Raw genomic sequence first — 25,501 nt, forward strand, 5'->3', positions numbered from 1 at the left:
TTGAAAAGCGCCGTTTGGCGCTTTTTTACTATTTAGAGTAATAAATTGTCGCAAAATCAGGGCTCCGTACTATGCTTTTTTAAGTAATTAATAAAAAGGAATTGGGCATGACAAAACTGGTACTGGCGATTGATGATGATAAATATGTTCATCGTGTAATAGAGGAATCATTAGCGGGGTTTTGTCAGTTAATTCATGCTAAAAATGGCGAAGAAGGTTTAAGGCAAGCTTATAAATATAGCCCTGACATTATTTTATTGGATGTTGAAATGCCGGGTAAAACAGGCTACGAAGTGTGTCGTGAGCTGAAAAGTAATGAGCAAACCAAAGATACCCCAGTGATGTTTTTGTCGGGTAAAAGCGAATTACCAGAACGTGTTAAAGGTTATAATGCCGGTGCTGCCGATTACATTGTAAAGCCCTTTAATGCAGAAGAATTAATGGCGCGTATTCGGGTGTTGTATCAATATCGTCAGCATTCTATTAAGTTAAAAAATGATGTTGCGCGCGCGCAGAGCACTGCTGAAATCGCCATGACTGACTCCGGCGATATGGGGCGCATAATGCGTTATGTTGGGCAAACCTATCACGCCCATGATGTGCAATCATTATCGGCCTATTTTTTTGAATTCTTCCGACCGCTGAATCTCGATGTGGTTGTGGCATTTTGGTATCAAGATGTAGGAGTTGTGTGTACTGATGACGGTGGTGTTTGTCCGTTAGAGCAAGAGTTATTAGAAAAGCACCGTTACTCTAATCGCTTTGTTGATTTTAGTAGTCGTACTATTGTTAATTATCCTAAAGTGTCTATTTTAATTAAAAATATGCCTTTAGATGATGTTGTGCTGTATGGTCGCTATAAAGATTTATTCCCGCATATTTTGGAGGTGACCAATGCCAAAATTCAAGATATGGAAGTAAAGGAAATGGCGCTAGCCCAAGCGCATGCGGTTGGTAATGCTTTCAATGAGCTTTCTTCGCAATTATTTGTCAGTAGCGAGGCGCGTGAAGAAGCCGTAGCTAAATTGACAACTCAATTATCTGAATTACGTGCACTTATGCAGCAAGATCCCGCTTTTGCTGCGAACCAAGCGTTGGCATTGCAGGTTGAGCAATTAGAGCAAACACAATTACAGTTAACTATCTTGAATGATGACTTGGCTTTTATTAAGCATCAGCTCAATCACATTATTGAATCGCGCAGCGAATTGATAGAAAGCTTGAGCAACACAGCCGCGTCAGAGCACTCTCAAGACGTTACTTCGCAAACTGATATTGAGCTATTTTAGTGCTATAGCGTTAAGCAATTGATATACTTCGCAAGCTATTCATGGTCGGAGTTTATTTTGGTTATACAGTGTCCTTTTAAAGAAGTACGTCCTTATCTTAATGAAATTGAGCTGCGTTTTGGGCTCGCTGAGTGGGCGGCACAAAGCGAAGGCTTTTCACTTCATTATGATGATCAAGGCTTAAGCTTACGAAAAACCGATGAACCAAAACTTGGCGCTATTAGCGTTGACTTTGTAACTGGGGCTGTTGCTCATCGGCGTAAATTCGGTGGCGGTAAAGGGCAATCAATTGCTAAAGCGGTGGGTTTAAATAAAGGGGCAACGCCGGTTGTGCTCGATGCGACCGCAGGGCTTGGCCGTGATGGTTTTGTGTTAGCATCACTGGGTTGTAAAGTGATTTTACATGAGCGCCATCCGGTTGTTGCAGCATTACTTTATGATGGTTTGCAACGTGCTTATAGCGATAATGAAATTGGTCCGTGGATGAAGCAAAACATGAGCCTAGTGTTTGGCTCAAGTCATACCTTACTCGCGCAATGCGAAAGTATGCCAGATGTAGTTTATTTGGATCCAATGTTTCCACACCGTGAAAAGTCAGCACTGGTTAAAAAAGAAATGCGGGTGTTTCAAGACTTGGTTGGCGCAGATAATGATGCTGATGACTTACTCGCATTTGCCTACCCACTGGCTAGTAAGCGAGTGGTTGTTAAGCGGCCTGATTACGCACCATTTTTAAATAATCAGACGCCTAGCATGCAGATTAAAACCAAAAAGAATCGCTTTGATGTGTATGTCAAAGCCGCCATGGTGTGAGGCTTTATTCGTATTTTTTATTTTTGTTCCCATAAAGTTATAAGAGTTTCATATCGATTTTCATTAAACTGTCATAAATAGTTAATAGTGTACGCGCAGTTACCCAAAGGAATTTAATTTCATGCGCGTGTCATCATTCACTCGGTTGCTGGCTATTTTGCTGGCATTGGCTAGCCTGCTGTTAGGCGGAACCTTGTACTGGGCAAGTCAAACCTTAGTTAAACTCGAACAACAAGACCAATCTTATAATCAATTAAAAAATAAAATACTCGTTGATTTAAAAGGCTTACTAGAAGATTACTTAGCACAGGGCGATAGTCAGTATTTAGGGAAAGCGTCGGATTTAATTAGCCAAGTAAAAGGCACCCAACTTGCTATTTTACCAATTGATTTAAAACAACAGTTAGATCTGCAATTAAGCCAACTCGATACTGATATAAAAGGTAAGTATCGTGCTTTAGGTAAACTGTCAGGTAATGAAACAGCATTACTTGATAATGCACTTAGGCAAATGGCGGGCTCAGCTTCTTCTTTAATTGGTTATGCTAACAAAGCAGGGCAACAAAATACTAACGCTCAGGCTTATTATCAGCTTGCCAGTGATTACTACCGCGAAGTGACAAATTTGTCGTTGTTTACTTATCAGCTAATGCTTAGTTTTGATCAAGACACACAAACCAACTTACAACAAAGTATTGCTAACTTAAACCGTTTAGCAAAGCAGATTGACGAGCTTGAAAACTTGGGCGTTATGAGTGAAGTTGATGAAGATAGTTTGTTTATAGATGAAGAAGCCGAAGATTTAGCAGGTGAAATTAAGGCTGAGCTAAGAAGCTGGCCGAACCGCTACCCACGTGATTTAGAGAACACCATTGCACAAGCTCAGCAGCGTCAAACAGGCATACAGGCTCTGCGCAAACAGATCAGTACACTTTCTGACACGGTGATAAATGCTGAGCAGCAACTTAAAATTCAGCAAGGTACGTTAAAGCAGCGAGTATTTGTAGTGTTTTGTATTGCCATTGGCATGTTGGTTGTATTGGCTGTTGGTGTTTACTTTGTACAGCGAAATCAAGTATTAACCCCGCTTCGTCAATTACGTGATGGCTTTGCATTTTTAATCGAAAGTAACGAATTAAAAAATATTGAAAGTAGTAACTCAAAAACAGAAGTTGGTGAAATAGCTAGTTACTTTAACCAGTTAATTGAGCGTCAACGGTTAGAGGCTGAAGAGCGTGCACAAATGCTCAAGGTGATTAACGATTTTATGCAAGAAATGAGCGAGCATCTACATACGATAAGTCAGCAAACAGATGCCAGTCATCATCAAGTTGAACAAAATCAAGAATTATTGGCTGATATTCAACATATTGGTGAGCAAGTAAACGATATAAACGGCAAAGTGGCAGATAACGCCAAGCATACGTTTTCAGCAATGGAGCAAAGTTTAGGGTTTGCCCAAAACATGCTCAGTGCTAGCTCAAATACACAACAGCGGGTGGAGCAAGGTTTACATAGCCTGCAAGAGTTACTCAGTGGTGTACAAGATGTAGGGAAAGTTATTGAAGTGATCCGCAATATTGCAGATCAAACTAATTTGCTGGCACTCAATGCTGCGATCGAATCAGCGCGCGCAGGTGAACATGGCCGTGGTTTTGCTGTGGTTGCAGATGAAGTGCGCAAGTTAGCTCGGCAAACACAAGGTTCGCTGAGTGATATTCATAACCAGCTCAATCTATTGAGTGAAAACTCAACTATGGTGTCAACGCAAATATCAGCATTAGCTGATGATGCTCAATTGCAAACCGATAATGCCCAAGAGCTGAAACGAAACTCCGAAGGGGTAGCTCATAATGCACAGGATGCTAATAAAGTCGCTTTTGATGCCATGGAGTTGGCAAAGCAGCAAAACTCATTGTTAGAGAACTTCAGCCAGTCAATGCAAAGTATGAAAGGGCAGGTGAGTGAATCCAGTTTATTAGTGGCTGATATTCATCAGCGTTTACAGCAGCAAATGCATACTATTCGCAGTAGTTTAGGATTGTAACTTTGCTTTCAAAGGCACAATTACTCGCAACTCGATGTTAGGGTTGGTTGCGCTTTTGTGCTATTTTGGTGTTGTTCAAAACCCATCACTTTAAAAGGAAATATCATGATTTCTCAAGGTCAAACATTACCAGCCGTTAGTCTTACACAGCTTACTGACGACGGTATGCAAACACTTACCAATGAAACACTTTTTGCAGGTAAAAAAGTGGTGTTATTTGCAGTGCCAGGCGCGTTTACACCTACGTGTTCAAATGCACATTTACCTGAATTTATTACTCTAGCAGATAAAATTAAAGCCAAAGGCGTTGACGCTATTTACTGTGTATCAGTAAACGATGCGTTTGTAATGAAAGCATGGGGTGAGCAACATAATGCTCAAGCAATCGAGATGCTTGCCGATGGCGATGCTAGCTTTACCAAAGCACTTGGTTTAGATAAAGACACTGCTGCATTTGGTGGTGTACGCTCAACGCGTTATGCAATGATTGTTGAAGATCAGCAAGTCACAGGTTTATTTGTTGAACAAGATAAAGAGTTTGCAGTAAGTCGCGCAGAAGCGGTACTTGAAAAGCTTTAAAAAAGAGCTAAAAAAGCCGAACTTTCATTCGGCCAAAGTTACCCAGGGAACTGGCAAATAGCATTTATAGGCATAGGGTTTAATACAAACCCTATGCCTTATTGCTAATTAAGGCTGGTATTGTGCGTCAAGCGTTAAACCGGCAAAGGTTTTATAAGCATTCACACTCATGTGCCAAATCCCTGCTTGAGGATTGTTAAACGTACATGTCTCTGCGTTGCCGTTTTTATATGGACGGCAATCATAGCTAGAGCCTGTTGGTTGGCTGCCAAACTTAACAAATAAATCTGCATCACCTGAGCCACCAGACGTTGTTACGGTAAAGCTTGCCATTCCTGCTGGAACATCAAGGGTATAATGTTTCCATTGCCCTGCATTAGCTGAAATATCAGATACAGTTCCACCACCTGCTTGTGGATTACCTGTGTTACCAGAGGTTGTTAAATTACCAACTAAACTCACGCCTGAGTAAGCCGAGTAACCACGTACCATCACATGATATGTACCAGCAGTTGGGCTATCTATAGAGCACTCTTCGCTGTTACCCCCTTTATACGGACGACAATCATAAGTTGATGTAGTGGGTTTACTACCTGAGCGTACATATAAATCTGCATCACCCGTTCCGCCACTCATGGTGAAAGTTACATTAGTTGCGCCACTTGGTACAGTCATTGTATAAAAAGTATCACTACTCGCAGCGCCACTTAGGCCCGTTTGAGCTTGGCCATCAAGTAACTCATTGCCGCCAACGGGTGGTGTAGTACCACCGCTTGCAGCAGCAACTGCGGCTGCAGCGTCAACAATACCAGTACCACAGTTATTGCATGTGGCAGGGAATGAGCGAGTGCTTGATTTTAATATGCTTTCAATTTCATCAGGCGTTGCAGTTGGCTTTGCTTGTTTAATAAGAGCAGCAACACCAGCAACATGAGGTGCTGCCATCGATGTACCTTGTGAGTAATGATAGCTGTCACTAGAAGGGCTTGATGAACCTGAGTTATGTGTAGATAAAACACCTTCTGAATCATTAGCAAAGCTTTGCGCACCACCAGGTGCTGCAACATCGATAGATGTACCATAGTTTGAGTAGTAAGCTCGCCCACCATTACGACCAACCGATGCAACATTTACTACGCCATTACAGTTACCAGGGTTATAGTTGTTAGCATTGTCGTTATCATTACCTGCGGCAATGACAATTACAGTGCCGTTATTACGTGCTTGGTTAATCGCGTTTTGTGTTGTTGAGCTACAAGAGCCGCTGCCACCTAAACTCATATTGATGACATCAGCAGGGTTAGCATTAGCAGGTACGCCAGATACCGAACCGCCAGATGCCCAAATAATACCGTCGGCAATATCAGATGTTAAACCACCACATTTACCAAGTACGCGTACCGGAACAACTTTAGCATCATAAGCAACACCAGCAACACCTTCGCCATTATTCGTAACGGCTGCAACAGTACCTGCAACATGGGTTCCGTGCCAGCTTGAACCTTGTGCACTGTTATTATTACCACACTCACCGGCAGAAACTGCATCACCTGGATCGCGTGCATCACTATCGCGTGCGCCGCCGTCATTCGCGACAAATGTATCCGAAATCATATCGTAGCCAGGTAAAATATTGGCATTAAGATCAATGTGTGGACGATAACCAGTATCTAATACTGCCACTGTTACACCGCTACCTGTTGCGGTATCCCATGCAGTTGGAAGGTTTAACCCGCCAGCTTGCTCATAGTAATGCCATTGGTCGTCATAACGAGGGTCGTTAGGAGTTGCAAATGGTTTTAACATCTGGTCGATTTCAATGTATTCAACATTGCCTGAAGCCATTACTTCTTGCATATATTGTTGGGCTTCGTCAGCGCTTAGTTTTTTATTTGCACGCATAACATGATGATTGTCCAATGCCATTGCACGGATATATTGCGCCTTAACTTTTCCTTTTTTACTGGTAAAGTTTTTAACAAAGCCTTGGGCCTTTTTATTCATCATTTGTGGGCTAGTATCAGCAATCGAAAATGTTGCCATATCATTACTATTATTTTTATACTTGATGATAAAGCGTGTACCGAGAGGATCTTGGCTTTGTAGTTTTGTTGTTATGTCAGCAATAGATGGTGTTATTGCTTCGCTAGGATTTGCCATGCTTGATGTCGCTGCAAATATCGCGCTCACAGTAAGCGCTACAGCGCATTTTTTAAATATTTTTCTTGTTGTCATAATTATCCCTAGATTGTTATTAAGCTTCACGATGAATTGTCGTGAAGGGGAACAAAAGTAAATGATCTGTTAAAATAGTTAAAATAACGTTTTATTATTAATGTCTCTATTTTAGTTATATCGGGATGTTTATATGGCTAAATACGATTTTATGACTTTTATTATGTCGTTGTAGTGGTTATAAAGTATTAATTAATTTGTAGACTGGTGAGGTGAACATTTATTTTTTCACACTTTGTTGTTAATAATAAAATAGTGAAATACCGCTCAGTTTGTACTTTTAAATTTGCTACAATTGCAAAAATTTCCTCATGAGATGAACAAATGACCCAAGTAGATGTAATAGTGATCGGTGCCGGAGCCGCAGGTTTAATGTGTGCAGCACAAGCAGGATACCGTGGCCGCAGTGTTACAGTGCTTGATATGGGCAAAAAGCCTGGTCGTAAAATTCTCATCAGCGGCGGCGGACGTTGTAACTTCACCAATGAAAACGCCAGCCCTGAAAACTATTTATGTGGTAATCCACACTTTGTAAAATCGTGTTTAAGCCGTTATACCCAGCATGATTTTATTGAGCTGGTGGACAGACACGGTTTGGCGTATCACCATAAAACCCTTGGGCAGTTATTTTGCGACAATAGCGCACAAGATATCGTTGATATTTTGCTAACTGAGTGCGAGTGGGCGGGTGTTAATGTTGCGCTGCGTAACGAAGTGCTTAGCGTTGAAAAAACCGCTACTGGCTATCTCGTGATCACAGAACAACAGTCATACAGCTGTGAGTCACTCGTTGTTGCCGCTGGTGGCTTAACCATGCCAAAACTAGGCGCAACACCAATAGGGTATAAAATTGCTGAGCAATTTGGCTTAAAAGTATTACCGACCATGGCAGCACTTGTACCATTTACCTTGCACCAACATGATAAGGACCGCTTTGAAGGGTTATCGGGTATTAGCGTGCCATGTATCGTCAGCAGTGAAGACGGCACAAGTTTTAAAGAAAACATCCTATTTACTCACCGTGGTTTATCAGGCCCCGCTATATTACAAATCAGCTCATTTTGGCGAGCAGGGCAAGCAGTGACTATAAACCTGTTACCAGAGCTTGATTTAACAGAGCAATTAGCAACATGGCGAGAAACCCAAGCACAAAAATCATTAAAAAATAGCCTAGCGACTATTTTGCCAAAACGCTTTATTGAAATACTGCATGAGAGTAAAGCTATTCCAGATTGCAATGTAAATCAGCTCACCCATAGCCAAATTGACGATCTAGCTAATTACATTCATAACTGGCAAATTAAACCCAACGGCACCGAAGGTTACCGCACAGCGGAAGTAACTCTAGGCGGTATAGACACCGACGAACTTAGTTCAAAAACCTTTGAAGCGAAAAAAGCCCAAGGGCTGTACTTTATTGGTGAAGTAACCGACGTAACCGGTTGGCTAGGAGGCTATAACTTCCAATATGCTTGGAGCTGCGGCTTCGCAGCAGGGCAGTATTGTTAGCTTTTTGTAGAGACAATAAAGTTTGCCCGTAGTGAGATATGCTACAACATGCTCATTTCTCTAGCTGATTTAAGGTTATAGATAATGAGCAGTTACACAATTCTTATTACACCTATTTTGTGTTCTTTTGCAAATCAAAAAAGAACCTCATCAGTTCTAACCTACTTCCAATTAGCTACTTCGTCTAAAGACGTATCTTGAGTTGAAGCAAACATAAAAAATATGAAAGTCATTTTAAAACAAGTGTTTGAATATTTTTTAATGCCAAGTCAAATAATAACAAAATGTTCATATTTGGAACTTTGCAGCGTCTATGTGGTCATATTAAATTAGTGTTATAGGGAACACTTATTGTTTAGGGAACAAATATTGTGACAACGTGGCGCTGGCCTTTTATTATTTCATTACTGCTCCACGGGATAATTTTTTCAATATTAATGAGTGTTAAAACCCCAAAATTAATAGTGACAGACACTCCCCCAATTAAAGCATACATGGTTAGTATGGCGTTGCCTAAGTCATTGCCTACAATAGAAAAGAAGAGCAACCAGCACGACGAAGCCACGCTGTTGAAAAAGCTTGAAAAACCAATTATTCCTGCTGCAAATACGATTGTAAAAATTAAAAAAACAATAAAGCCTGTAACGCCCAAGGCGCAAACAGACTCTAACAGCTATAAAAAAATAGACCTTAAATTAGGTTTAAAGAGCATACTAAAGCAACAGCAAAATACATTCCGATCAACACCTCCAACGTCACAAGTTTTAGCACAACCACAGCGTATTACAGTGCCAAAGGAGCACCAGCAAACCAGCATAGACCCATTAAAAGTTGAAAAGCAAAGCATGCAATTAACTATCTATCGCCTCGGAGATAACTGCTTTAAAAAGGTATCGATAGGAGCTGGTGTAATGCCAAAAAGTGACCTACCAGATAGTTACTTAGTAGGCACCACTTGTGCTAAAACAAAAGTAACCGACGCCTACGATCAAGCTATGAACAAATGGTTAGATAAAAAGTGACTACGGTGTGGAAGTTATTAGAAATAAAAAAGAGCTGGCACAAATTTTGTTAAGACAGCTATTTTGACAAACATGGAGTTAACCAATTCAGCTCAAAGAAGAACTTATACCCTTACCTCAACATAGTACCTGAGTTAATCGCAAAATTTCCTACTAACTAGTTAATGGTTACTTTTATCCTTGTTTTCTTGTTCAATCACTTCGTTTTACAGAACATGTATGTAAGTTAAAATACCTACTTCGGGCAAATACTCGTGTAACAACATATATATAAAATATAGAAGCACATAAAACACGCCATAATTTTTGTTTGCTTTATGTTCAAAAACTGATTAACATGCGCTCGTTCAATTGTTCAGCACTTACCCTAAGTGTTGGATTCATCAACTAACTGTGAAGGAGAAAATACTATGACAATTACATCAACATCCTTTGCAGGTCTTATCCGATAAGAAACTTGTTACTTAAACACGCTTTTATATATTAAGTACATTTAGGTAAGCATTGCGTTTAAACGCGTTCCTTTCGTTTGATTTCAAAATAGATCCAGACCTGCCAATTCGTATTTCGTTTTAATCCTATTTTTCTAACAAAGAAAAAGGAATTGGTATTATGGGCAAATCCGTCCAAAAAATAACTGATAAAGTTAGCCTTATTGCGTCTGCTGATACGTGGATTGAGGGGCTGGCGATACAGCAACTGATCAAAACATCAGAGCTAAATGGTATGCAACGCGTTGCGGGCATGCCTGATTTACACCCAGGTAGAGGGTATCCTATCGGGGCTGCATTTTTCACTACCAACAAAATTTACCCTGCATTAGTGGGTAACGATATTGGCTGTGGTATGGCGCTGTGGCAAACCACAGCCAAAGTAGCAAAAGTAAATCTAGATAAACTTGCCAAAAAATTTACACATATTGAGCTGCCACTTGATGAAAGTTGGTTCTCAATCATAGAAAGTAACAAAGCGGCAAAAAATATTACTACCAAGGGTTATGATAGTGCCTTGGGTACCATTGGTGGAGGTAATCATTTTGCTGAGTTTCAAGCTATTGATGAGATATACAATCAAAGTGCCTTAGATGAGTTAGGGCTAAGTAAAAAGCATCTTCAATTATTGGTTCATTCAGGCTCGCGTGGGTTAGGGCAATCAATATTGGTTGAACATATAGCGGGTCATAATCACGATGGCTTATGTGAAGGTGATGCTGATTTTAAAGATTACATGAGCAAGCATGATGAAGCGGTGCGCTTTGCTGAACTTAATCGTGAGCTGATCGCTAAGCGGTTTTTAGAGGCTATACGAGCAAATGGTGAGTGTACCTTAGATATTAACCATAATTTAGTATCGGCTAAAAACATTGACGGTTGTGATGGCTGGTTACACAGAAAAGGTGCTACACCGAGTGATAAAGGCTATGTAGTGATCCCAGGCTCTCGTGGCGATTACAGTTATCTTGTAAAACCTGTATTTACAGAGTTAAGTGGTAATGATCTAACAGTGCAGGAAAGTATCAATACCAGTTTATTTTCGCTTGCACACGGCGCGGGGCGAAAATGGCAGCGCGGTGAATGCCATGGCCGATTAGGTCATAAATATAAGCGCGAAGATTTATACCGTACAGCGTTAGGCAGCAGAGTTATTTGTGGTAATAAAGAATTGCTATACGACGAAGCCCCACAAGCATACAAAAAGTGCGAAACGGTTATAAGTGATATGGTTGATGCAGGGTTAATAGAAGTGGTCGCTAAGTTACGGCCAGTTTTAACCTTCAAAACAAATGGAGGTTGTTGATCATGATATTACTGCAATTATCAGCAGGGCAAGGACCTATTGAGTGCTGTAAAGCTGTAAGTTTAGCGTTAAAAATGATTAAAAAGCAATGCCTCGCACAAGGCATAGAACTCGAGATTGTTGAGGCTATTAGCGCAACCGAACGAGGCTGTTTAAAGTCGGTTTTATTGCAACTTGATTCAACAGCCGATAGCGCGGCTAAGCAATTGGCTCAGTCATGGCAAGGTACTATGTTGTGGGTGTGTCAAAGTCAGTATCGGCTTAAGCATAAACGTAAAAACTGGTTTTTTAGCGGGCAACTGTTCGATATTGATGAAAGTAAGCTTGATAAAGGCGTAACTTTTCAAACATGCCGCGCGTCTGGCGCTGGCGGTCAACATGTTAATACTACTGATTCAGCGGTAAGAGCAACTCACACAGCAACGGGGACTTCGGTACGTGTTGAGAGTGAGCGCAGTCAACATGCCAATAAGCGTTTAGCAAGTGTGTTGTTGTTTCAAAAACTAGAGCAAGTAGCGTTGGATAAAATGACTCAGCAAGAAACAGCACGTTGGCAGCAGCACTGGGAAGTTGAGCGTGGTAACCCTGTAAAAACATTCACTGGTGAAAAGTTTGTTTTAAACCGTGACTGCTCAGTTAATAAAGGAGTACATAATTAATGAAGGAACATAAAGAGACAAATGTACTTTTCATTTGTAGTCGCAATCAGTGGCGAAGCTCAACGGCTGAGCAAGTATGGAGAAATCACCCAGAGCTCGCTGTTAGCTCAGCAGGCACCAGCCCTAATGCAAAGAGAACAGTGAATGCCAAAATGATGCAATGGGCTGATGTCATATTTGTTATGGAGCAAAAACACAAAAATAGACTTAAAGCGCAATTTGGACATTTATTAACGTATAAAGATATTCAAGTATTAGATATTGCTGATGAATACCAATATATGGATAACGAGTTAGTAAGTATTATAAAACAAAGCGTTGGCAGCTATTTAGCACTAACTTTAGCGTAGCGTTTTTTATCTTGTTTGTGAATCGGTACGAACAAGATAAAACATTCGCGACTAAAGTCGTTCCTACATGATACAAGTACTCGTGTGAATGGCTTTAGTCACCAATAAAAGCTTTTTGCGACTACTATTTAAGCAGTTAGCTTATTGATTGTTAAAATAAAGGTTTTTGCTAGTGACAAGCCAGTAAAAACTTTTTATACTGCAACCCGCTTTAGTCGCTTAGGTGGTTAAACGCTTCAAAAATTTAGCTTTGTTTTTTAAAAACATAAGCTAATACAAAATGGCCCCTTAGCTCAGTTGGTTAGAGCACACGACTCATAATCGTTAGGTCCCCAGTTCGAGTCTGGGAGGGGCCACCATTTTTACAAGCTTCCTAAGTAAACACCTAATAAACAAAATTACTCAGTTGTTCGTTTTATCAATACGATATTTACGCTTTGTTATTAAATAACAATCCTGAACTTGTATTACCTGCAGATGTAAATAAGCTATTGACTAAGGTTGAGACATTTTTTCTAACCGTTAACTGTATAAAACTTAATTCATCATCTAATTGCTTATTTAGCTCCGTTAATTGCTGTTGTTGCTGTGTTTTAGATAATGTTTCGTCATTTTTTACCGTTTTTATTTTATTCTGTAGTTGATCTATGTTCTTTAGAGTTTGTTCCTGCGAAGTTTCCTCAGGCTGTTTGGTTTCATCATCTTCTTTACTGTCAGTGTTCGCAATATTTCTGTTTTCAGAAGTGCTTGTTTTATCATTCTGAGACTTTACATCTACGTTGCTTGTAGTCGATTGTGTATTTAAATTATTTTGCTTTATATTATGTGATTCAATTTGTATTTGTGGATGAAAAGCATTCAACTTCATAAAGTCCTCTACGTGATAAAAAATTGACTGATTTTAGTTCAGGTCTGAATAAATATTTTTATGCACTTTTCGTTCCAAAAATAGGGTCTGTATTTTTAAGATTAAATCTCTTCGGGTTTATTCCCCGCCGTTTGCGGCGTAGTATTGAGTAATGAGCGAATTTATACATAAAAGCCACAATGTGACAGTTTTACTTTATCACTTAGTTTTCCCTGCAAAATATAGAAGAGCAGTTCTTGATGTGGGAGTTGATAGGGCAATCACAGAAATTTGTGTTGAAATAGAAAAACGTTACGAAATCAAATTTTTAGAAATTGGGACGGATGAAGATCATATTCATTTTTTAGTTCAGTCAGTACCAACCTACAGCATTACAAAGTTGGTAACGATGATTAAAAGTTTAACGGCAAGAGAGGTTTTTAAAAAGTGCCCTCATGTTAAAAAGCAGTTATGGGGTGGAGAGTTTTGGTCAGATGGTTATTTTGCAAGTACGGTAGGAAAACATGGTGACGAATCAATGATAAGAAAGTATGTGAAAAACCAAGGAAATAATTATGACCAACTCCATTCGGATCATCAGTTAGCTATGTTCTAACCAAATACCCCGCTCACGAAGTGAGTTCTGCGTTAGCAGAAGGGCTTGCCCCGGGGATGTTTATTATTACTAATTAAAGGTTATGTTAATGGCATTTAATGCTATTTCCTTAAAGGTGTGATAATTTGCCTCAATATTTTGGATACTTTTTTGTAAAAAATATTCTCATCAGTTTAGCTGTTGACAAACAAGCTGTTTGTTTTAAAAGTTCTCGAAGAATTACTCCTTGCTGTAATTCTGTAAGATTGATTGCGGTGTTGTAAAATAACAACTAACCTTAAGATAAAAGATTGGGGAGGTTTAATTAGTGAATGATAAATCAATGGAATGCGATAGGGTGTTGTGTAGCAATTGCACGGATGAAGAAAGCCTTGGTTTTGATTTTACAATGGCATTTCAACCAATTATAAATTGCCAAACTAACTCTATTTTTGGTTATGAGGCACTTGTTCGTGGTTTAAATAATGAATCTGCGTATTCAGTTATTTCTAAAGTGAATGATGCTAATCGTTATACTTTTGACCAGCTATGTCGCATTAAGGCAATTGCATTAGCCGCAAAACTAGGCGTTGATTCGATGTTAAGCATTAATTTCTTACCTAATGCTATTTATAAGCCAGAACGCTGTATTCGTACTACATTAGAAGCCGCTAAAAAATATAATTTTCCTACTCAACGTATTATGTTTGAGTTTACTGAAGTTGAGAAAATAGAAGATAGTGCTCATATAAAGCGAGTGGTTGAGTATTACCAGTCGTTAGGTTTTACAACAGCCACGGATGATTTTGGATCTGGTTATTCAGGACTTAATTTATTAGCCGATTTTCAGACTGATATTATTAAGTTAGATATGGAGCTTATTCGCAATATAGATTCAGATAAAGTACGCCAAGCAATTGTGACCCATAGCTTAAATATGTTTCGTGATCTAAATATCACTCCGCTAGCTGAAGGGATAGAGACTCTTCAGGAATATACTTGGCTAAAAGCAGCGGGCATAGAATTAATGCAAGGCTATTTATTTGCAAAACCAGGTTTTGAGAGTTTACCAACGATTGATTTTAATGACTATTGATTACTCTTTGGTAACGCGAGCGATAACAATGCTGCTAGGGCAATAAAGCAGCTTGAGATCCACAAGCAAGCTTCTAGCCCGTGTTGTTGATATACCCAGCCCGAAAGCACTGTGCCTAATAATCTGCCCATGGCATTTGCCATATAGTAAAAGCCCACATCAAGTGACACGCCATCACTATCAGCAAGGCTTACAATTAAATAGCTATGCAATGATGAGTTAATCGCAAACACCGCACCAAATATCAGTAAACCGATAATAACGGATGCTTGTATATAAAAGTCAAAATGCAGAGCTAAGGCAATAATGGCCGGTATAGCTGTTAAGTAACTGGCCCATAAAAAAGCGCTACGGCCACAGGGCACCTGAACTGATTTTTTTCCTGTACTCATTATGTTTGTAATATAAGGCGCAAAAGACTGCACTATGCCATAACCAATAATCCAGCATGCCATAAAGCCGCCAACCCACCAGTGATCCCAAGCAAATGTAGCCGCCAAAAATACCGGTAGCGCCACAACAAACCAAACATCTCTGGCGGCAAACAAAAATAGTCGTGCCGCAGAAAGTACATTAATTGCTTTGCTCTTAGAGAATAGCTCACTAAATTTGGCTTTATTTTTAGCTTTGCCTAAATCTTCTTTTAATGCGAATAAACTAAATAGCCAAACCATAGTGAGCATGCAGATCATGATTAGTATTGCGCCATGAAATTCTAGCAAAGTCAGCAGTACGCCACCTAAAAAGAAGCCAACACCTTTTAACGCATTTTTAGAACCCGTTAAAATAGCCACCCATTTGAAAAGCTGGCCTTGCGCGTCTTTTGGTACTAGTAACTTAATAGCGCTTTTGGCGCTCATTTTATTCAGATCTTTTGCGATCCCTGAAAGCGCCTGCGCAGCCATCACATAAATTACGGTGAGTGTATCTACAGGTGCCATAAGCATTGCCAAAGACACAATTTGTAATGCTAAGCCAATGTTCATGGTTTTATTCAGGCCGAATCGAGCTCCCAGCCATCCGCCCACTAAATTGGTGATCACACCAAAAATTTCATAAAACAAAAACAACATAGCAATACTAAGTGGGCTGTAACCTAATTGATAAAAATACAGCACCACGAGCATCCGCAATGCGCCATCAGTTAAAGTAAATGCCCAGTAATTACCGGTAATGATCAAATATTGTTTTATTTGTGGGGAGAGTGCTGTGAATCGATCCACGGTTAATTATTCCTTGTCAGCTAGACCAACTTTACGTACCAGTTCCGCAGTTCGGTTCGCGTAGCCCCATTCATTGTCGTACCACACATAAAGTTTTACTTGAGTGTCGTTGATCACCATGGTTGATAGCGCATCAATGATGCTGGAACGAGGATCGGTTTTGTAGTCAATAGATACCAGTGGGCGTTCTTCGTAGCCCATAATGCCTTTTAGTTCATTTTCAGCAGCATCCTTAAGTAATTTATTTACTTCAGCAACGGTGGTACCGCGCTCAAGTTCAAATACACAGTCAGTAATTGATGCGTTAGTTAGCGGAACGCGAATAGCATGGCCATTTAGTTTACCTTTTAACTCTGGAAATATATGCGTTATTGCAGTAGCTGAACCAGTTGTAGTGGGGATCAAACTTGTGCCGCATGAACGTGCACGGCGTAAGTCTTTATGCGGCGCATCAATAATTGTTTGGGTGTTGGTTATGTCATGAATGGTGGTGATTGAGCCATGCTTGATACCAATCTTTTCATGAATAACTTTTACTACTGGTGCTAAGCAGTTAGTTGTGCATGATGCAGCGGTAATGATTGGGTAAATCTCTTTATTATAAAGGTGGTCGTTTACACCTATTACTACATTTAAAATACCCTCTTCTTTTACTGGTGCTGTAACAACAACGCGTTTTACACCTTGATCTAGGTAAGCTTGCAGTAGTGCCTTGGTTTTAATTTTACCCGACGCTTCAATAACGACATCACAGTTAGACCAATCAGTCTGTTCTGTTTTAGTGTTTTGCGTAAAAGCAATTGTTTTACCATTAATCATAATAGTATCTTCAGTATGACTTGCTTCGTGATGCCATTTACCGTGTACTGAATCAAACGTCATTAAATGAGCGAATGTTTCAGCATTACCGCCTGGATCGTTAATATGGACAATTTCTATATCATGCCAATCAAATGCTGCGCGCATTGATAATCGGCCCATACGGCCAAAACCATTTATACCTACTTTTACTGTCATAATTACATCCTGATTAATTGTTGGGTTGTAAGTGCGGTAAAGCTAGCGCTTCATTACGTTAGCCAATGTTAAATTGTGCTGTGTTTATTAAAGTTATCGTTAACTGCAAAAGCTCACTTTATTAGGTCGTTTATGCATAGTCGATAATCGCTTAAGGCTGTTGATGATCAGATGGAGATTACTTTCAGTGGTTGTACTAATAATCGTCTTGCTCCATTGTGGCAATCTTGGATTAATTTGGTAAAACACCCATTGTCCGTGCTTTCTATCTGTAATGATGCCGGCTTTCTTTAATACGGCTAAGTTACGCGATACCTTTGGTTGGCTTTGCTCTTGCAGTGCTACCATTAATTCGCAAACACATAACTCGCCATAGTAGTTGGTTAACATTAAAGTTTTTAATCGGATCTGATCAGTTAAGCATTTATAAAATATGCTTGGATCTATCGATAACTCGTTATCTTGATCTGAGATGGTACTACTACATAGTGGCACACACTGATGTGATTGCAGGTTATTAATATTACCGTGTACGTCAATAAACATATCCAGTCGTTTATCAAGTTCATAGAGGGTTGCGACAAAGGGCTCTAAACCTACCATTACTTTTGGATCTGCAATATCCCACGCAAGTTGCAACAGTGCGCCTTTATAAGCTCTGCATTTATTGTTTGCTCTTTCACATAGCGTAATAACATAATCAAAAGTCTTATCTGTAAACTCAGCTATATGTTTTGCGCTGAGCTCAGTTATCGGCAAGTTAAACTTTTGCAAACAATTAATTGTTCTAGGATCAATATCTTTAGGAGCGATCCCAGCACTATAAACATCAAAAATCTCTCCCGCTTTATTTCTCAGTAATACTTCTGCCATTTGTGAACGGGCTGAATTCTCAGTGCACAGAAAGAGCACACTTTGCTTTGAGCTATTACTTTGGGACATGTAAATTAAATATTCTGACTGACAATATCCATTAAGTGTATATATGAAATTTCATATATACAATACTAGTGTTATTAATATCAACGTATATGAATGTGAAACCCTATTTTAGAAGGATTGAACAATAGCGATTATCTATTTTTTAGATGTGTTTTTAAGCATCTTGGCTAAAAAGCAAGCGTAAGGCATGTTTTTTATAGTTTTCTTTAAAAAACGCTTGCGTAAAATTCGCCGCGCCCTATAATGCGACCCCACTGAGACGGCAGACAGCAACGCTTAGCGAGGCAAGAGTTAATCAGTTAGTCGAGTAAAACTTGAGTTTAGATTTTTAATAAAGTTTAAAATTAAGTGTTGACAAAAAAATAGGAAAGCGTAATATGCGCAGCCCTAGCGAGATAAAGTTTAACTTTAACCGCAACGTTCTTTAACAATATAAAGCAATCATCTGTGTGGGCACTCGTACAGATTGAGTTCTAACAGCCAAGCTTAACTTTCTTTTAGATAGCTAAGCAAGGCAAAAAATTTAGAGTCTCAATTGAAACTGAGTGACCAACAGAAGTAACTTATTTATAAGTTGCTTCGGCACAGTCAATTCAATATCGAAAGATATTAAATAAATTCAGAATTCATTGAGCTGTCGAAAGACAAAAAACTTTTAATTGAAGAGTTTGATCATGGCTCAGATTGAACGCTGGCGGCAGGCCTAACACATGCAAGTCGAGCGGTAACAGAGAGTAGCTTGCTACTTTGCTGACGAGCGGCGGACGGGTGAGTAATGCTTGGGAATATGCCTTTTGGTGGGGGACAACAGTTGGAAACGACTGCTAATACCGCATAATGTCTACGGACCAAAGTGGGGGACCTTCGGGCCTCACGCCAAAAGATTAGCCCAAGTGGGATTAGCTAGTTGGTAAGGTAATGGCTTACCAAGGCAACGATCCCTAGCTGGTTTGAGAGGATGATCAGCCACACTGGGACTGAGACACGGCCCAGACTCCTACGGGAGGCAGCAGTGGGGAATATTGCACAATGGGCGCAAGCCTGATGCAGCCATGCCGCGTGTGTGAAGAAGGCCTTCGGGTTGTAAAGCACTTTCAGTAAGGAGGAAAGGGTAGTCTTTAATAGAGGCTATCTGTGACGTTACTTACAGAAGAAGCACCGGCTAACTCCGTGCCAGCAGCCGCGGTAATACGGAGGGTGCGAGCGTTAATCGGAATTACTGGGCGTAAAGCGTACGCAGGCGGTTTGTTAAGCGAGATGTGAAAGCCCCGGGCTCAACCTGGGAACTGCATTTCGAACTGGCAAACTAGAGTGTGATAGAGGGTGGTAGAATTTCAGGTGTAGCGGTGAAATGCGTAGAGATCTGAAGGAATACCGATGGCGAAGGCAGCCACCTGGGTCAACACTGACGCTCATGTACGAAAGCGTGGGGAGCAAACAGGATTAGATACCCTGGTAGTCCACGCCGTAAACGATGTCTACTAGAAGCTCGGAGCCTCGGTTCTGTTTTTCAAAGCTAACGCATTAAGTAGACCGCCTGGGGAGTACGGCCGCAAGGTTAAAACTCAAATGAATTGACGGGGGCCCGCACAAGCGGTGGAGCATGTGGTTTAATTCGATGCAACGCGAAGAACCTTACCTACACTTGACATACAGAGAACTTACTAGAGATAGTTTGGTGCCTTCGGGAACTCTGATACAGGTGCTGCATGGCTGTCGTCAGCTCGTGTTGTGAGATGTTGGGTTAAGTCCCGCAACGAGCGCAACCCCTATCCTTAGTTGCTAGCAGGTAATGCTGAGAACTCTAAGGAGACTGCCGGTGATAAACCGGAGGAAGGTGGGGACGACGTCAAGTCATCATGGCCCTTACGTGTAGGGCTACACACGTGCTACAATGGCGCATACAGAGTGCTGCGAACTCGCGAGAGTAAGCGAATCACTTAAAGTGCGTCGTAGTCCGGATTGGAGTCTGCAACTCGACTCCATGAAGTCGGAATCGCTAGTAATCGCGTATCAGAATGACGCGGTGAATACGTTCCCGGGCCTTGTACACACCGCCCGTCACACCATGGGAGTGGGTTGCTCCAGAAGTAGATAGTCTAACCCTCGGGAGGACGTTTACCACGGAGTGATTCATGACTGGGGTGAAGTCGTAACAAGGTAGCCCTAGGGGAACCTGGGGCTGGATCACCTCCTTATACGATTTAGAACTTATTTGTTCGTAGTGTCCACACAGATGATTGTTAGTTAGTTTTACCCTCTGGGTTAACTAATTAATATGCTCTTTAAAAATTTGGAAAAGCTGATAATAAAATTCGTATGAATAACATTGTTATTTGTACAGAGTTTTCAAAAAGTAAAAAAGAATGATAGCAGTATCATTCAGTGCCATTTAATGAACGTTTACGTTTGTTGATTGGTATCTACTTTAGTATTCAATATTAACTTCTGGCGAAGTTAAACTGTCACGAAACAAAGACCCGTTTGGGTTGTATGGTTAAGTGACTAAGCGTACACGGTGGATGCCTTGGCAGTTGGAGGCGATGAAGGACGTATTAACTTGCGATAAGCCTAGTCAAGCTAGTAAAAAGCACTTGAGACTAGGATTTCCGAATGGGGAAACCCACCTGCTTGCAGGTATCGTTAACTGAATACATAGGTTAACGAGGCGAACGCGGAGAACTGAAACATCTAAGTACCCGTAGGAAAAGAAATCAACCGAGATTCCGAAAGTAGCGGCGAGCGAAATCGGAACAGCCCTTAAGCTTAATTGGTGTTAATGGAAGGCTCTGGAAAGTGCCACGATACAGGGTGATAGTCCCGTACATGAAAATCCCTTTTAAGTGAAATCGAGTAGGTCGGAGCACGTGAAACTTTGACTGAATATAGGTGGACCATCATCTAAGGCTAAATACTCCCAACTGACCGATAGTGAACCAGTACCGTGAGGGAAAGGCGAAAAGAACCCCTGTGAGGGGAGTGAAATAGAACCTGAAACCGTGTACGTACAAGCAGTAGGAGCCCACTTGTTGGGTGACTGCGTACCTTTTGTATAATGGGTCAGCGACTTATATTTTGTAGCGAGGTTAACCGAATAGGGTAGCCGTAGGGAAACCGAGTCTTAACTGGGCGACTAGTTGCAAGGTATAGACCCGAAACCCGGTGATCTAGCCATGGGCAGGTTGAAGGTTGAGTAACATCAACTGGAGGACCGAACCCACTAACGTTGAAAAGTTAGGGGATGACCTGTGGCTAGGAGTGAAAGGCTAATCAAACCGGGAGATAGCTGGTTCTCCCCGAAATCTATTTAGGTAGAGCCTCGGACGAATACTTACGGGGGTAGAGCACTGTTAAGGCTAGGGGGTCATCCCGACTTACCAACCCTTTGCAAACTCCGAATACCGTAAAGTAATATCCGGGAGACACACGGCGGGTGCTAACGTCCGTCGTGAAGAGGGAAACAACCCAGACCGCCAGCTAAGGTCCCAAAGTCATAGTTAAGTGGGAAACGATGTGGAAAGGCCCAGACAGCCAGGAGGTTGGCTTAGAAGCAGCCATCCTTTAAAGAAAGCGTAATAGCTCACTGGTCGAGTCGGTCTGCGCGGAAGATGTAACGGGGCTAAACTATGCACCGAAGCTGCGGATTCAGAATTCATTCTGAGTGGTAGGGGAGCGTTCTGTAAGCGGTTGAAGGTGTACCGGGAGGTATGCTGGACGTATCAGAAGTGCGAATGCTGACATGAGTAACGATAATGCGGGTGAAAAACCCGCACGCCGGAAGACCAAGGGTTCCTATCCCATGTTAATCAGGGTAGGGTAAGTCGACCCCTAAGGCGAGGCCGAAAGGCGTAGTCGATGGGAAACGGATTAATATTTCCGTACTTGGTATAATTGCGATGGGGGGACGGAGCAGGCTAAGCAAGCATGGCGTTGGTAGTCCATGTGAAAGTGAGTAGGCTAGCGACTTAGGTAAATCCGGGTTGCTGTTAGGCTGAGACACGAGACGAGTCACTAAGGTGATGAAGTTGCTGATGCCATACTTCCAGGAAAAGCCTCTAAGCTTCAGATTATACCGAATCGTACCCCAAACCGACACAGGTGGTCAGGTAGAGAATACTAAGGCGCTTGAGAGAACTCGGGTGAAGGAACTAGGCAAAATCGTACCGTAACTTCGGGAGAAGGTACGCTCCGATTGGTGATGAGACTTGCTCTCTAAGCTGATTGGAGCCGCAGTGACCAGGTGGCTGGGACTGTTTATTAAAAACACAGCACTGTGCAAAATCGCAAGATGACGTATACGGTGTGACACCTGCCCGGTGCCGGAAGGTTAATTGATGGGGTTATCTTCGGAGAAGCTCTTGATCGAAGCCCCGGTAAACGGCGGCCGTAACTATAACGGTCCTAAGGTAGCGAAATTCCTTGTCGGGTAAGTTCCGACCTGCACGAATGGTGTAACCATGGCCACGCTGTCTCCACCCGAGACTCAGTGAAATTGAAATCGCAGTGAAGATGCTGTGTACCCGCGGCTAGACGGAAAGACCCCGTGAACCTTTACTACAGCTTGGCACTGAACATTGAACCTACATGTGTAGGATAGGTGGGAGACTTAGAAGATGAGACGCTAGTTTTGTTGGAGTCGTCCTTGAAATACCACCCTTGTAGTTTTGATGTTCTAACGTTGGCCCCTGAATCGGGGTTACGGACAGTGCCTGGTGGGTAGTTTGACTGGGGCGGTCTCCTCCCAAAGAGTAACGGAGGAGCACGAAGGTTGGCTAAGTACGGTCGGACATCGTACGGTTAGTGTAATGGTAGAAGCCAGCTTAACTGCGAGACAGACACGTCGAGCAGGTACGAAAGTAGGTCATAGTGATCCGGTGGTTCTGAATGGAAGGGCCATCGCTCAACGGATAAAAGGTACTCCGGGGATAACAGGCTGATACCGCCCAAGAGTTCATATCGACGGCGGTGTTTGGCACCTCGATGTCGGCTCATCACATCCTGGGGCTGAAGTCGGTCCCAAGGGTATGGCTGTTCGCCATTTAAAGTGGTACGCGAGCTGGGTTTAGAACGTCGTGAGACAGTTCGGTCCCTATCTGCCGTGGGCGTTTGAGAATTGAGAGGGGTTGCTCCTAGTACGAGAGGACCGGAGTGAACGAACCGCTGGTGTTCGGGTTGTCATGCCAATGGCATTGCCCGGTAGCTACGTTCGGAACTGATAAGCGCTGAAAGCATCTAAGCGCGAAGCAGGCCTCGAGATGAGTTCTCACTAGACTTTTAAAGTCTCTGAAGGGCCGTTGAAGACTACAACGTTGATAGGCAAGATGTGGAAGCATAGTGATATGTTAAGCTAACTTGTACTAATTACCCGTGAGGCTTAACCATACAACGCCAAACGCGTTTTATGTGATAGTTGATAGCGCAAGAAGTTAATAGACTAAAGTAGATTTACGATACTCTTTATTATCAGAATTCCAAATTTTAGTAAGCTCGATTAAATCGAACTTACACCAAATTTGCTTGGTGACAATAGCGTTTTGGACCCACCTGACCCCATGCCGAACTCAGTAGTGAAACGAAACAGCGCCGATGATAGTGTAGCATTTGCTATGTGAAAGTAGGACATTACCAGGCTCCAAATAAGAGAAACCCGTTACAGCGATGTGACGGGTTTTTTGTTGTCTGTAGGAAAGTAAAAATGCAGGTGAAAGGTAAAAGGGAATAGGATAAAGGAAGAGAGTTGATCAGGGCCTAATGCCGACTCTATACATTTGCTATGTGGCTCTCTACCGCTGTGGGCACTATGACATTGCCAGGATCTAAATTGAGAAAGCCGCTTCAGAAATGAAGCGGCTTTTTTACGTCTGGAACAAAGTTAAAACACCAAGCCAAGACCCCATGCCGAACTCAGTAGTGACCGCTCTTGCAATCCTATGCTCTACGGCATGTGTATTCCTATACACAGCTCGAAGGCGAGCCCCGCACAAGGCCGCCCCGACACAAAGATAGTGTCGCATTTGCTATGTGGCTCTCTACCGTTGTGGGCACTACGACATCGCCAAGCTCCAAATTGAGAAAGCCCGACTAGAAATAGTCGGGCTTTTTTACGTCTGGCATAAAGTAAAAAGAAGGTTCGAGGTGAAAGGCAATAGGTTTTAGGTAAAAAAGAATAAGAGCCTAAAGCCTACTCTATACATTTGTTATGTGACTCTCTACCGCTGTGGGCACCACGACATTGACAGGATCTAAATTGAGAAAGCCCGACTAGCAATAGTCGGGCTTTTTTACGTCTGCAGGAAAGCTATTGGCTTCGAGCCGTCAGCGTTAACCTTTGACATGCGTGTACTGTCATTTTCTAATCTTGAAAACTAGCGCCCTCTATAAGTGATAGGCAAGCTCGCACTCTTTGTAAGTAAAAGGCAAATCAGCATTATTAATAAGTGACTGTAAGCGTGTTTTATTAGGTATTATTTGAGTAATAAAGTCAGTCTGCTTTTCTTCTAATATGGTAGAATTTTATTTCTGTTTTCAATGCCAATGAGGGTTACCTTGCCTACCTCTGATTATCAAAAAGTCTTAAATGAAATTACCGCTGAGGTGCAACCACTGTTATCACAAGGTAAAGTGGCGGATTATATTCCAGCATTGGCTGAGGTTGATGCTAACCAATTTTCTATTGCTATATATACGACTGATGGCCAGACATTTTGCGCAGGCGATTGCTCGCAACGCTTTACAATTCAATCTGTTTCTAAAGTAATGACGTTAACGTTAGCGCTGCAGCGCTATGGTAATGAATTATGGCAACGAGTCGGCAAAGAGCCGTCAGGTACTGCGTTTAACTCTTTGACTCAGCTTGAGTTTGAAAAGGGTATACCGCGTAACCCTTTCATAAATGCCGGTGCTATCGTTACCTGTGATGCGTTATATAGCCGCTTGTCTGCACCTATGCATTCAATGTTAGAAACATTTAGGTTATTGTCTGGAAATAAGGGCATAGTGATTGATAAGAAGGTCGCTAATTCTGAGTATGAATTTCGTCATCGTAATGCTGCAATGGGGCATTTAATGAAGTCCTTTGGTAACTTTAAAAACGAAGTTGATGATGTGTTATGGGCATATTTTAATTTTTGTGCAATAGAGCTCAATTGTGTCGAATTGGCTAAAGCATATAACTTTCTGGCCAATAAAGGGATAGATAACGTGTCTAATAGACGCGTACTTTCAAGTCTGCAAAACAAACAGCTCAACTCATTATTATTTACCAGCGGCCTCTATGATGCGGCGGGCGATTTTGGTTATAGGGTTGGTATGCCGGGTAAATCAGGAGTATCGGGCACTATATTAGCGGTGTTACCGAATAAGTTTACAGTGGCAGTATGGTCGCCTGGGTTAAATTCATTTGGCAACTCGGTGGCAGGAATAGCAGCCCTTGAGCTGCTATCTAAAAAACTTGATATCTCTATTTTTTAACTAATATGTAT

Annotated in this window: 17 protein-coding genes, 1 tRNA gene and 3 rRNA genes; 16 read left to right on the plus strand and 5 right to left on the minus strand. The window is 41.6% G+C overall.

Going from position 1 to position 25,501, the window contains the following annotated elements:
* The first annotated feature begins 107 nt into the window (after nt 1-107).
* The 4 genes from PVK79_RS03490 (at nt 108) to PVK79_RS03505 (ending at nt 4,728) form a co-directional block, all read left to right on the plus strand.
* Nucleotides 108-1,289: a response regulator gene (locus tag PVK79_RS03490; RefSeq protein WP_182759952.1), complete on the plus strand. Its 1,182-nt coding sequence runs from the start codon at nt 108-110 to the stop codon at nt 1,287-1,289.
* 57 nt (nt 1,290-1,346) lie between these two features.
* On the plus strand, nt 1,347-2,102 hold the full coding sequence (locus tag PVK79_RS03495) for a class I SAM-dependent methyltransferase (RefSeq protein WP_145238699.1): 756 nt from the start codon (nt 1,347-1,349) through the stop codon (nt 2,100-2,102).
* A gap of 121 nt (nt 2,103-2,223) precedes the next feature.
* The gene (locus PVK79_RS03500) at nt 2,224-4,149 is read left to right on the plus strand and encodes a methyl-accepting chemotaxis protein (protein WP_257325310.1); all 1,926 of its coding nucleotides are present in this window, start codon (nt 2,224-2,226) and stop codon (nt 4,147-4,149) included.
* 105 nt (nt 4,150-4,254) lie between these two features.
* The gene (locus tag PVK79_RS03505; protein WP_145238704.1) at nt 4,255-4,728 is read left to right on the plus strand and encodes a peroxiredoxin; all 474 of its coding nucleotides are present in this window, start codon (nt 4,255-4,257) and stop codon (nt 4,726-4,728) included.
* A 108-nt stretch (nt 4,729-4,836) separates the two neighbouring features.
* Here PVK79_RS03505 and PVK79_RS03510 read toward each other — a convergent pair whose 3' ends face one another.
* Entirely contained in the window at nt 4,837-6,963 is a 2,127-nt protein-coding gene (locus PVK79_RS03510) for a S8 family peptidase (RefSeq protein ID WP_257325311.1), read from the minus strand.
* Between the two features lie 324 nt (nt 6,964-7,287).
* On the opposite strand from PVK79_RS03510, the gene PVK79_RS03515 reads away from it, so the two are divergent.
* From PVK79_RS03515 to PVK79_RS03540, 6 genes are all read left to right on the plus strand, one after another.
* Nucleotides 7,288-8,472 carry a BaiN/RdsA family NAD(P)/FAD-dependent oxidoreductase gene (locus tag PVK79_RS03515; RefSeq protein ID WP_182732052.1) on the plus strand — a complete coding sequence of 395 codons (1,185 nt, stop codon included), beginning with the start codon at nt 7,288-7,290 and terminating at the stop codon, nt 8,470-8,472.
* 371 nt (nt 8,473-8,843) lie between these two features.
* Nucleotides 8,844-9,494, plus strand: coding sequence for a hypothetical protein (locus PVK79_RS03520; RefSeq protein ID WP_257325312.1), 651 nt, complete (start codon nt 8,844-8,846; stop codon nt 9,492-9,494).
* 612 nt (nt 9,495-10,106) lie between these two features.
* Entirely contained in the window at nt 10,107-11,291 is a 1,185-nt protein-coding gene (locus PVK79_RS03525) for an RNA ligase RtcB family protein (protein WP_182797543.1), read from the plus strand.
* Nucleotides 11,292-11,293: 2 nt separating this feature from the next.
* On the plus strand, nt 11,294-11,950 hold the full coding sequence (gene prfH / locus PVK79_RS03530; RefSeq protein ID WP_182797544.1) for a peptide chain release factor H: 657 nt from the start codon (nt 11,294-11,296) through the stop codon (nt 11,948-11,950).
* Entirely contained in the window at nt 11,950-12,300 is a 351-nt protein-coding gene (locus PVK79_RS03535; RefSeq protein WP_182779363.1) for a low molecular weight protein tyrosine phosphatase family protein, read from the plus strand. Before prfH ends, PVK79_RS03535 begins: the two co-directional genes overlap by 1 nt.
* A gap of 282 nt (nt 12,301-12,582) precedes the next feature.
* Nucleotides 12,583-12,659: transfer RNA gene (locus PVK79_RS03540), tRNA-Ile, on the plus strand.
* 71 nt (nt 12,660-12,730) lie between these two features.
* Here the strand turns inward: PVK79_RS03540 and PVK79_RS03545 are convergent.
* Entirely contained in the window at nt 12,731-13,168 is a 438-nt protein-coding gene (locus tag PVK79_RS03545; protein WP_182735831.1) for a hypothetical protein, read from the minus strand.
* Between the two features lie 151 nt (nt 13,169-13,319).
* Here PVK79_RS03545 and tnpA point away from each other — a divergent pair, with 151 nt between their 5' ends.
* Nucleotides 13,320-13,763: an IS200/IS605 family transposase gene (gene tnpA, locus PVK79_RS03550; protein WP_182700879.1), complete on the plus strand. Its 444-nt coding sequence runs from the start codon at nt 13,320-13,322 to the stop codon at nt 13,761-13,763.
* Nucleotides 13,764-14,070: 307 nt separating this feature from the next.
* Nucleotides 14,071-14,838, plus strand: a complete 768-nt coding sequence (locus PVK79_RS03555) for an EAL domain-containing protein (RefSeq protein WP_182732028.1) — start codon at nt 14,071-14,073, stop codon at nt 14,836-14,838.
* Here the strand turns inward: PVK79_RS03555 and arsJ are convergent.
* The 3 genes from arsJ to PVK79_RS03570 form a co-directional block, all read right to left on the minus strand.
* Entirely contained in the window at nt 14,832-16,061 is a 1,230-nt protein-coding gene (arsJ, locus tag PVK79_RS03560) for an organoarsenical effux MFS transporter ArsJ (RefSeq protein ID WP_257325313.1), read from the minus strand. The two genes, PVK79_RS03555 and arsJ, sit on opposite strands and share 7 nt — an antisense overlap.
* Nucleotides 16,062-16,067: 6 nt before the next feature.
* Nucleotides 16,068-17,078: an ArsJ-associated glyceraldehyde-3-phosphate dehydrogenase gene (locus tag PVK79_RS03565; protein WP_257325314.1), complete on the minus strand. Its 1,011-nt coding sequence runs from the start codon at nt 17,076-17,078 to the stop codon at nt 16,068-16,070.
* A gap of 99 nt (nt 17,079-17,177) precedes the next feature.
* Nucleotides 17,178-17,951 (minus strand): metalloregulator ArsR/SmtB family transcription factor, encoded by a 774-nt coding sequence (locus PVK79_RS03570; protein ID WP_274804051.1) that lies wholly within the window; start codon nt 17,949-17,951, stop codon nt 17,178-17,180.
* Between the two features lie 725 nt (nt 17,952-18,676).
* Here PVK79_RS03570 and PVK79_RS03575 point away from each other — a divergent pair.
* The 4 genes from PVK79_RS03575 (at nt 18,677) to glsB (ending at nt 25,490) form a co-directional block, all read left to right on the plus strand.
* Nucleotides 18,677-20,218, plus strand: a 16S ribosomal RNA gene (locus tag PVK79_RS03575).
* A gap of 297 nt (nt 20,219-20,515) precedes the next feature.
* Nucleotides 20,516-23,402, plus strand: a 23S ribosomal RNA gene (locus PVK79_RS03580).
* A 134-nt stretch (nt 23,403-23,536) separates the two neighbouring features.
* Nucleotides 23,537-23,651 (plus strand): 5S ribosomal RNA (gene rrf / locus PVK79_RS03585).
* The 16S, 23S and 5S rRNA genes sit together here, the layout of an rRNA operon.
* 915 nt (nt 23,652-24,566) lie before the next feature.
* A complete protein-coding gene (gene glsB, locus PVK79_RS03590; RefSeq protein WP_257325316.1) occupies nt 24,567-25,490 on the plus strand; it encodes a glutaminase B in 924 nt (307 codons plus the stop codon).
* Nucleotides 25,491-25,501: the final 11 nt, after the last annotated feature.

The organism is Pseudoalteromonas rhizosphaerae, assembly GCF_028885455.1.
GTDB lineage: Bacteria > Pseudomonadota > Gammaproteobacteria > Enterobacterales > Alteromonadaceae > Pseudoalteromonas > Pseudoalteromonas rhizosphaerae.

Coding starts and splice junctions, on each gene's coding strand:
- PVK79_RS03490 (WP_182759952.1), top strand. CDS start 108: ATGACAAAACTGGTACTGGCGATTGATGATGATAAATATGTTCATCGT.
- PVK79_RS03500 (WP_257325310.1), top strand. CDS start 2,224: ATGCGCGTGTCATCATTCACTCGGTTGCTGGCTATTTTGCTGGCATTG.
- PVK79_RS03505 (WP_145238704.1), top strand. CDS start 4,255: ATGATTTCTCAAGGTCAAACATTACCAGCCGTTAGTCTTACACAGCTT.
- PVK79_RS03510 (WP_257325311.1), bottom strand. CDS start 6,963: ATGACAACAAGAAAAATATTTAAAAAATGCGCTGTAGCGCTTACTGTG.
- PVK79_RS03515 (WP_182732052.1), top strand. CDS start 7,288: ATGACCCAAGTAGATGTAATAGTGATCGGTGCCGGAGCCGCAGGTTTA.
- PVK79_RS03525 (WP_182797543.1), top strand. CDS start 10,107: ATGGGCAAATCCGTCCAAAAAATAACTGATAAAGTTAGCCTTATTGCG.
- prfH (WP_182797544.1), top strand. CDS start 11,294: ATGATATTACTGCAATTATCAGCAGGGCAAGGACCTATTGAGTGCTGT.
- PVK79_RS03535 (WP_182779363.1), top strand. CDS start 11,950: ATGAAGGAACATAAAGAGACAAATGTACTTTTCATTTGTAGTCGCAAT.
- PVK79_RS03545 (WP_182735831.1), bottom strand. CDS start 13,168: ATGAAGTTGAATGCTTTTCATCCACAAATACAAATTGAATCACATAAT.
- tnpA (WP_182700879.1), top strand. CDS start 13,320: ATGAGCGAATTTATACATAAAAGCCACAATGTGACAGTTTTACTTTAT.
- PVK79_RS03565 (WP_257325314.1), bottom strand. CDS start 17,078: ATGACAGTAAAAGTAGGTATAAATGGTTTTGGCCGTATGGGCCGATTA.
- PVK79_RS03570 (WP_274804051.1), bottom strand. CDS start 17,951: ATGGCAGAAGTATTACTGAGAAATAAAGCGGGAGAGATTTTTGATGTT.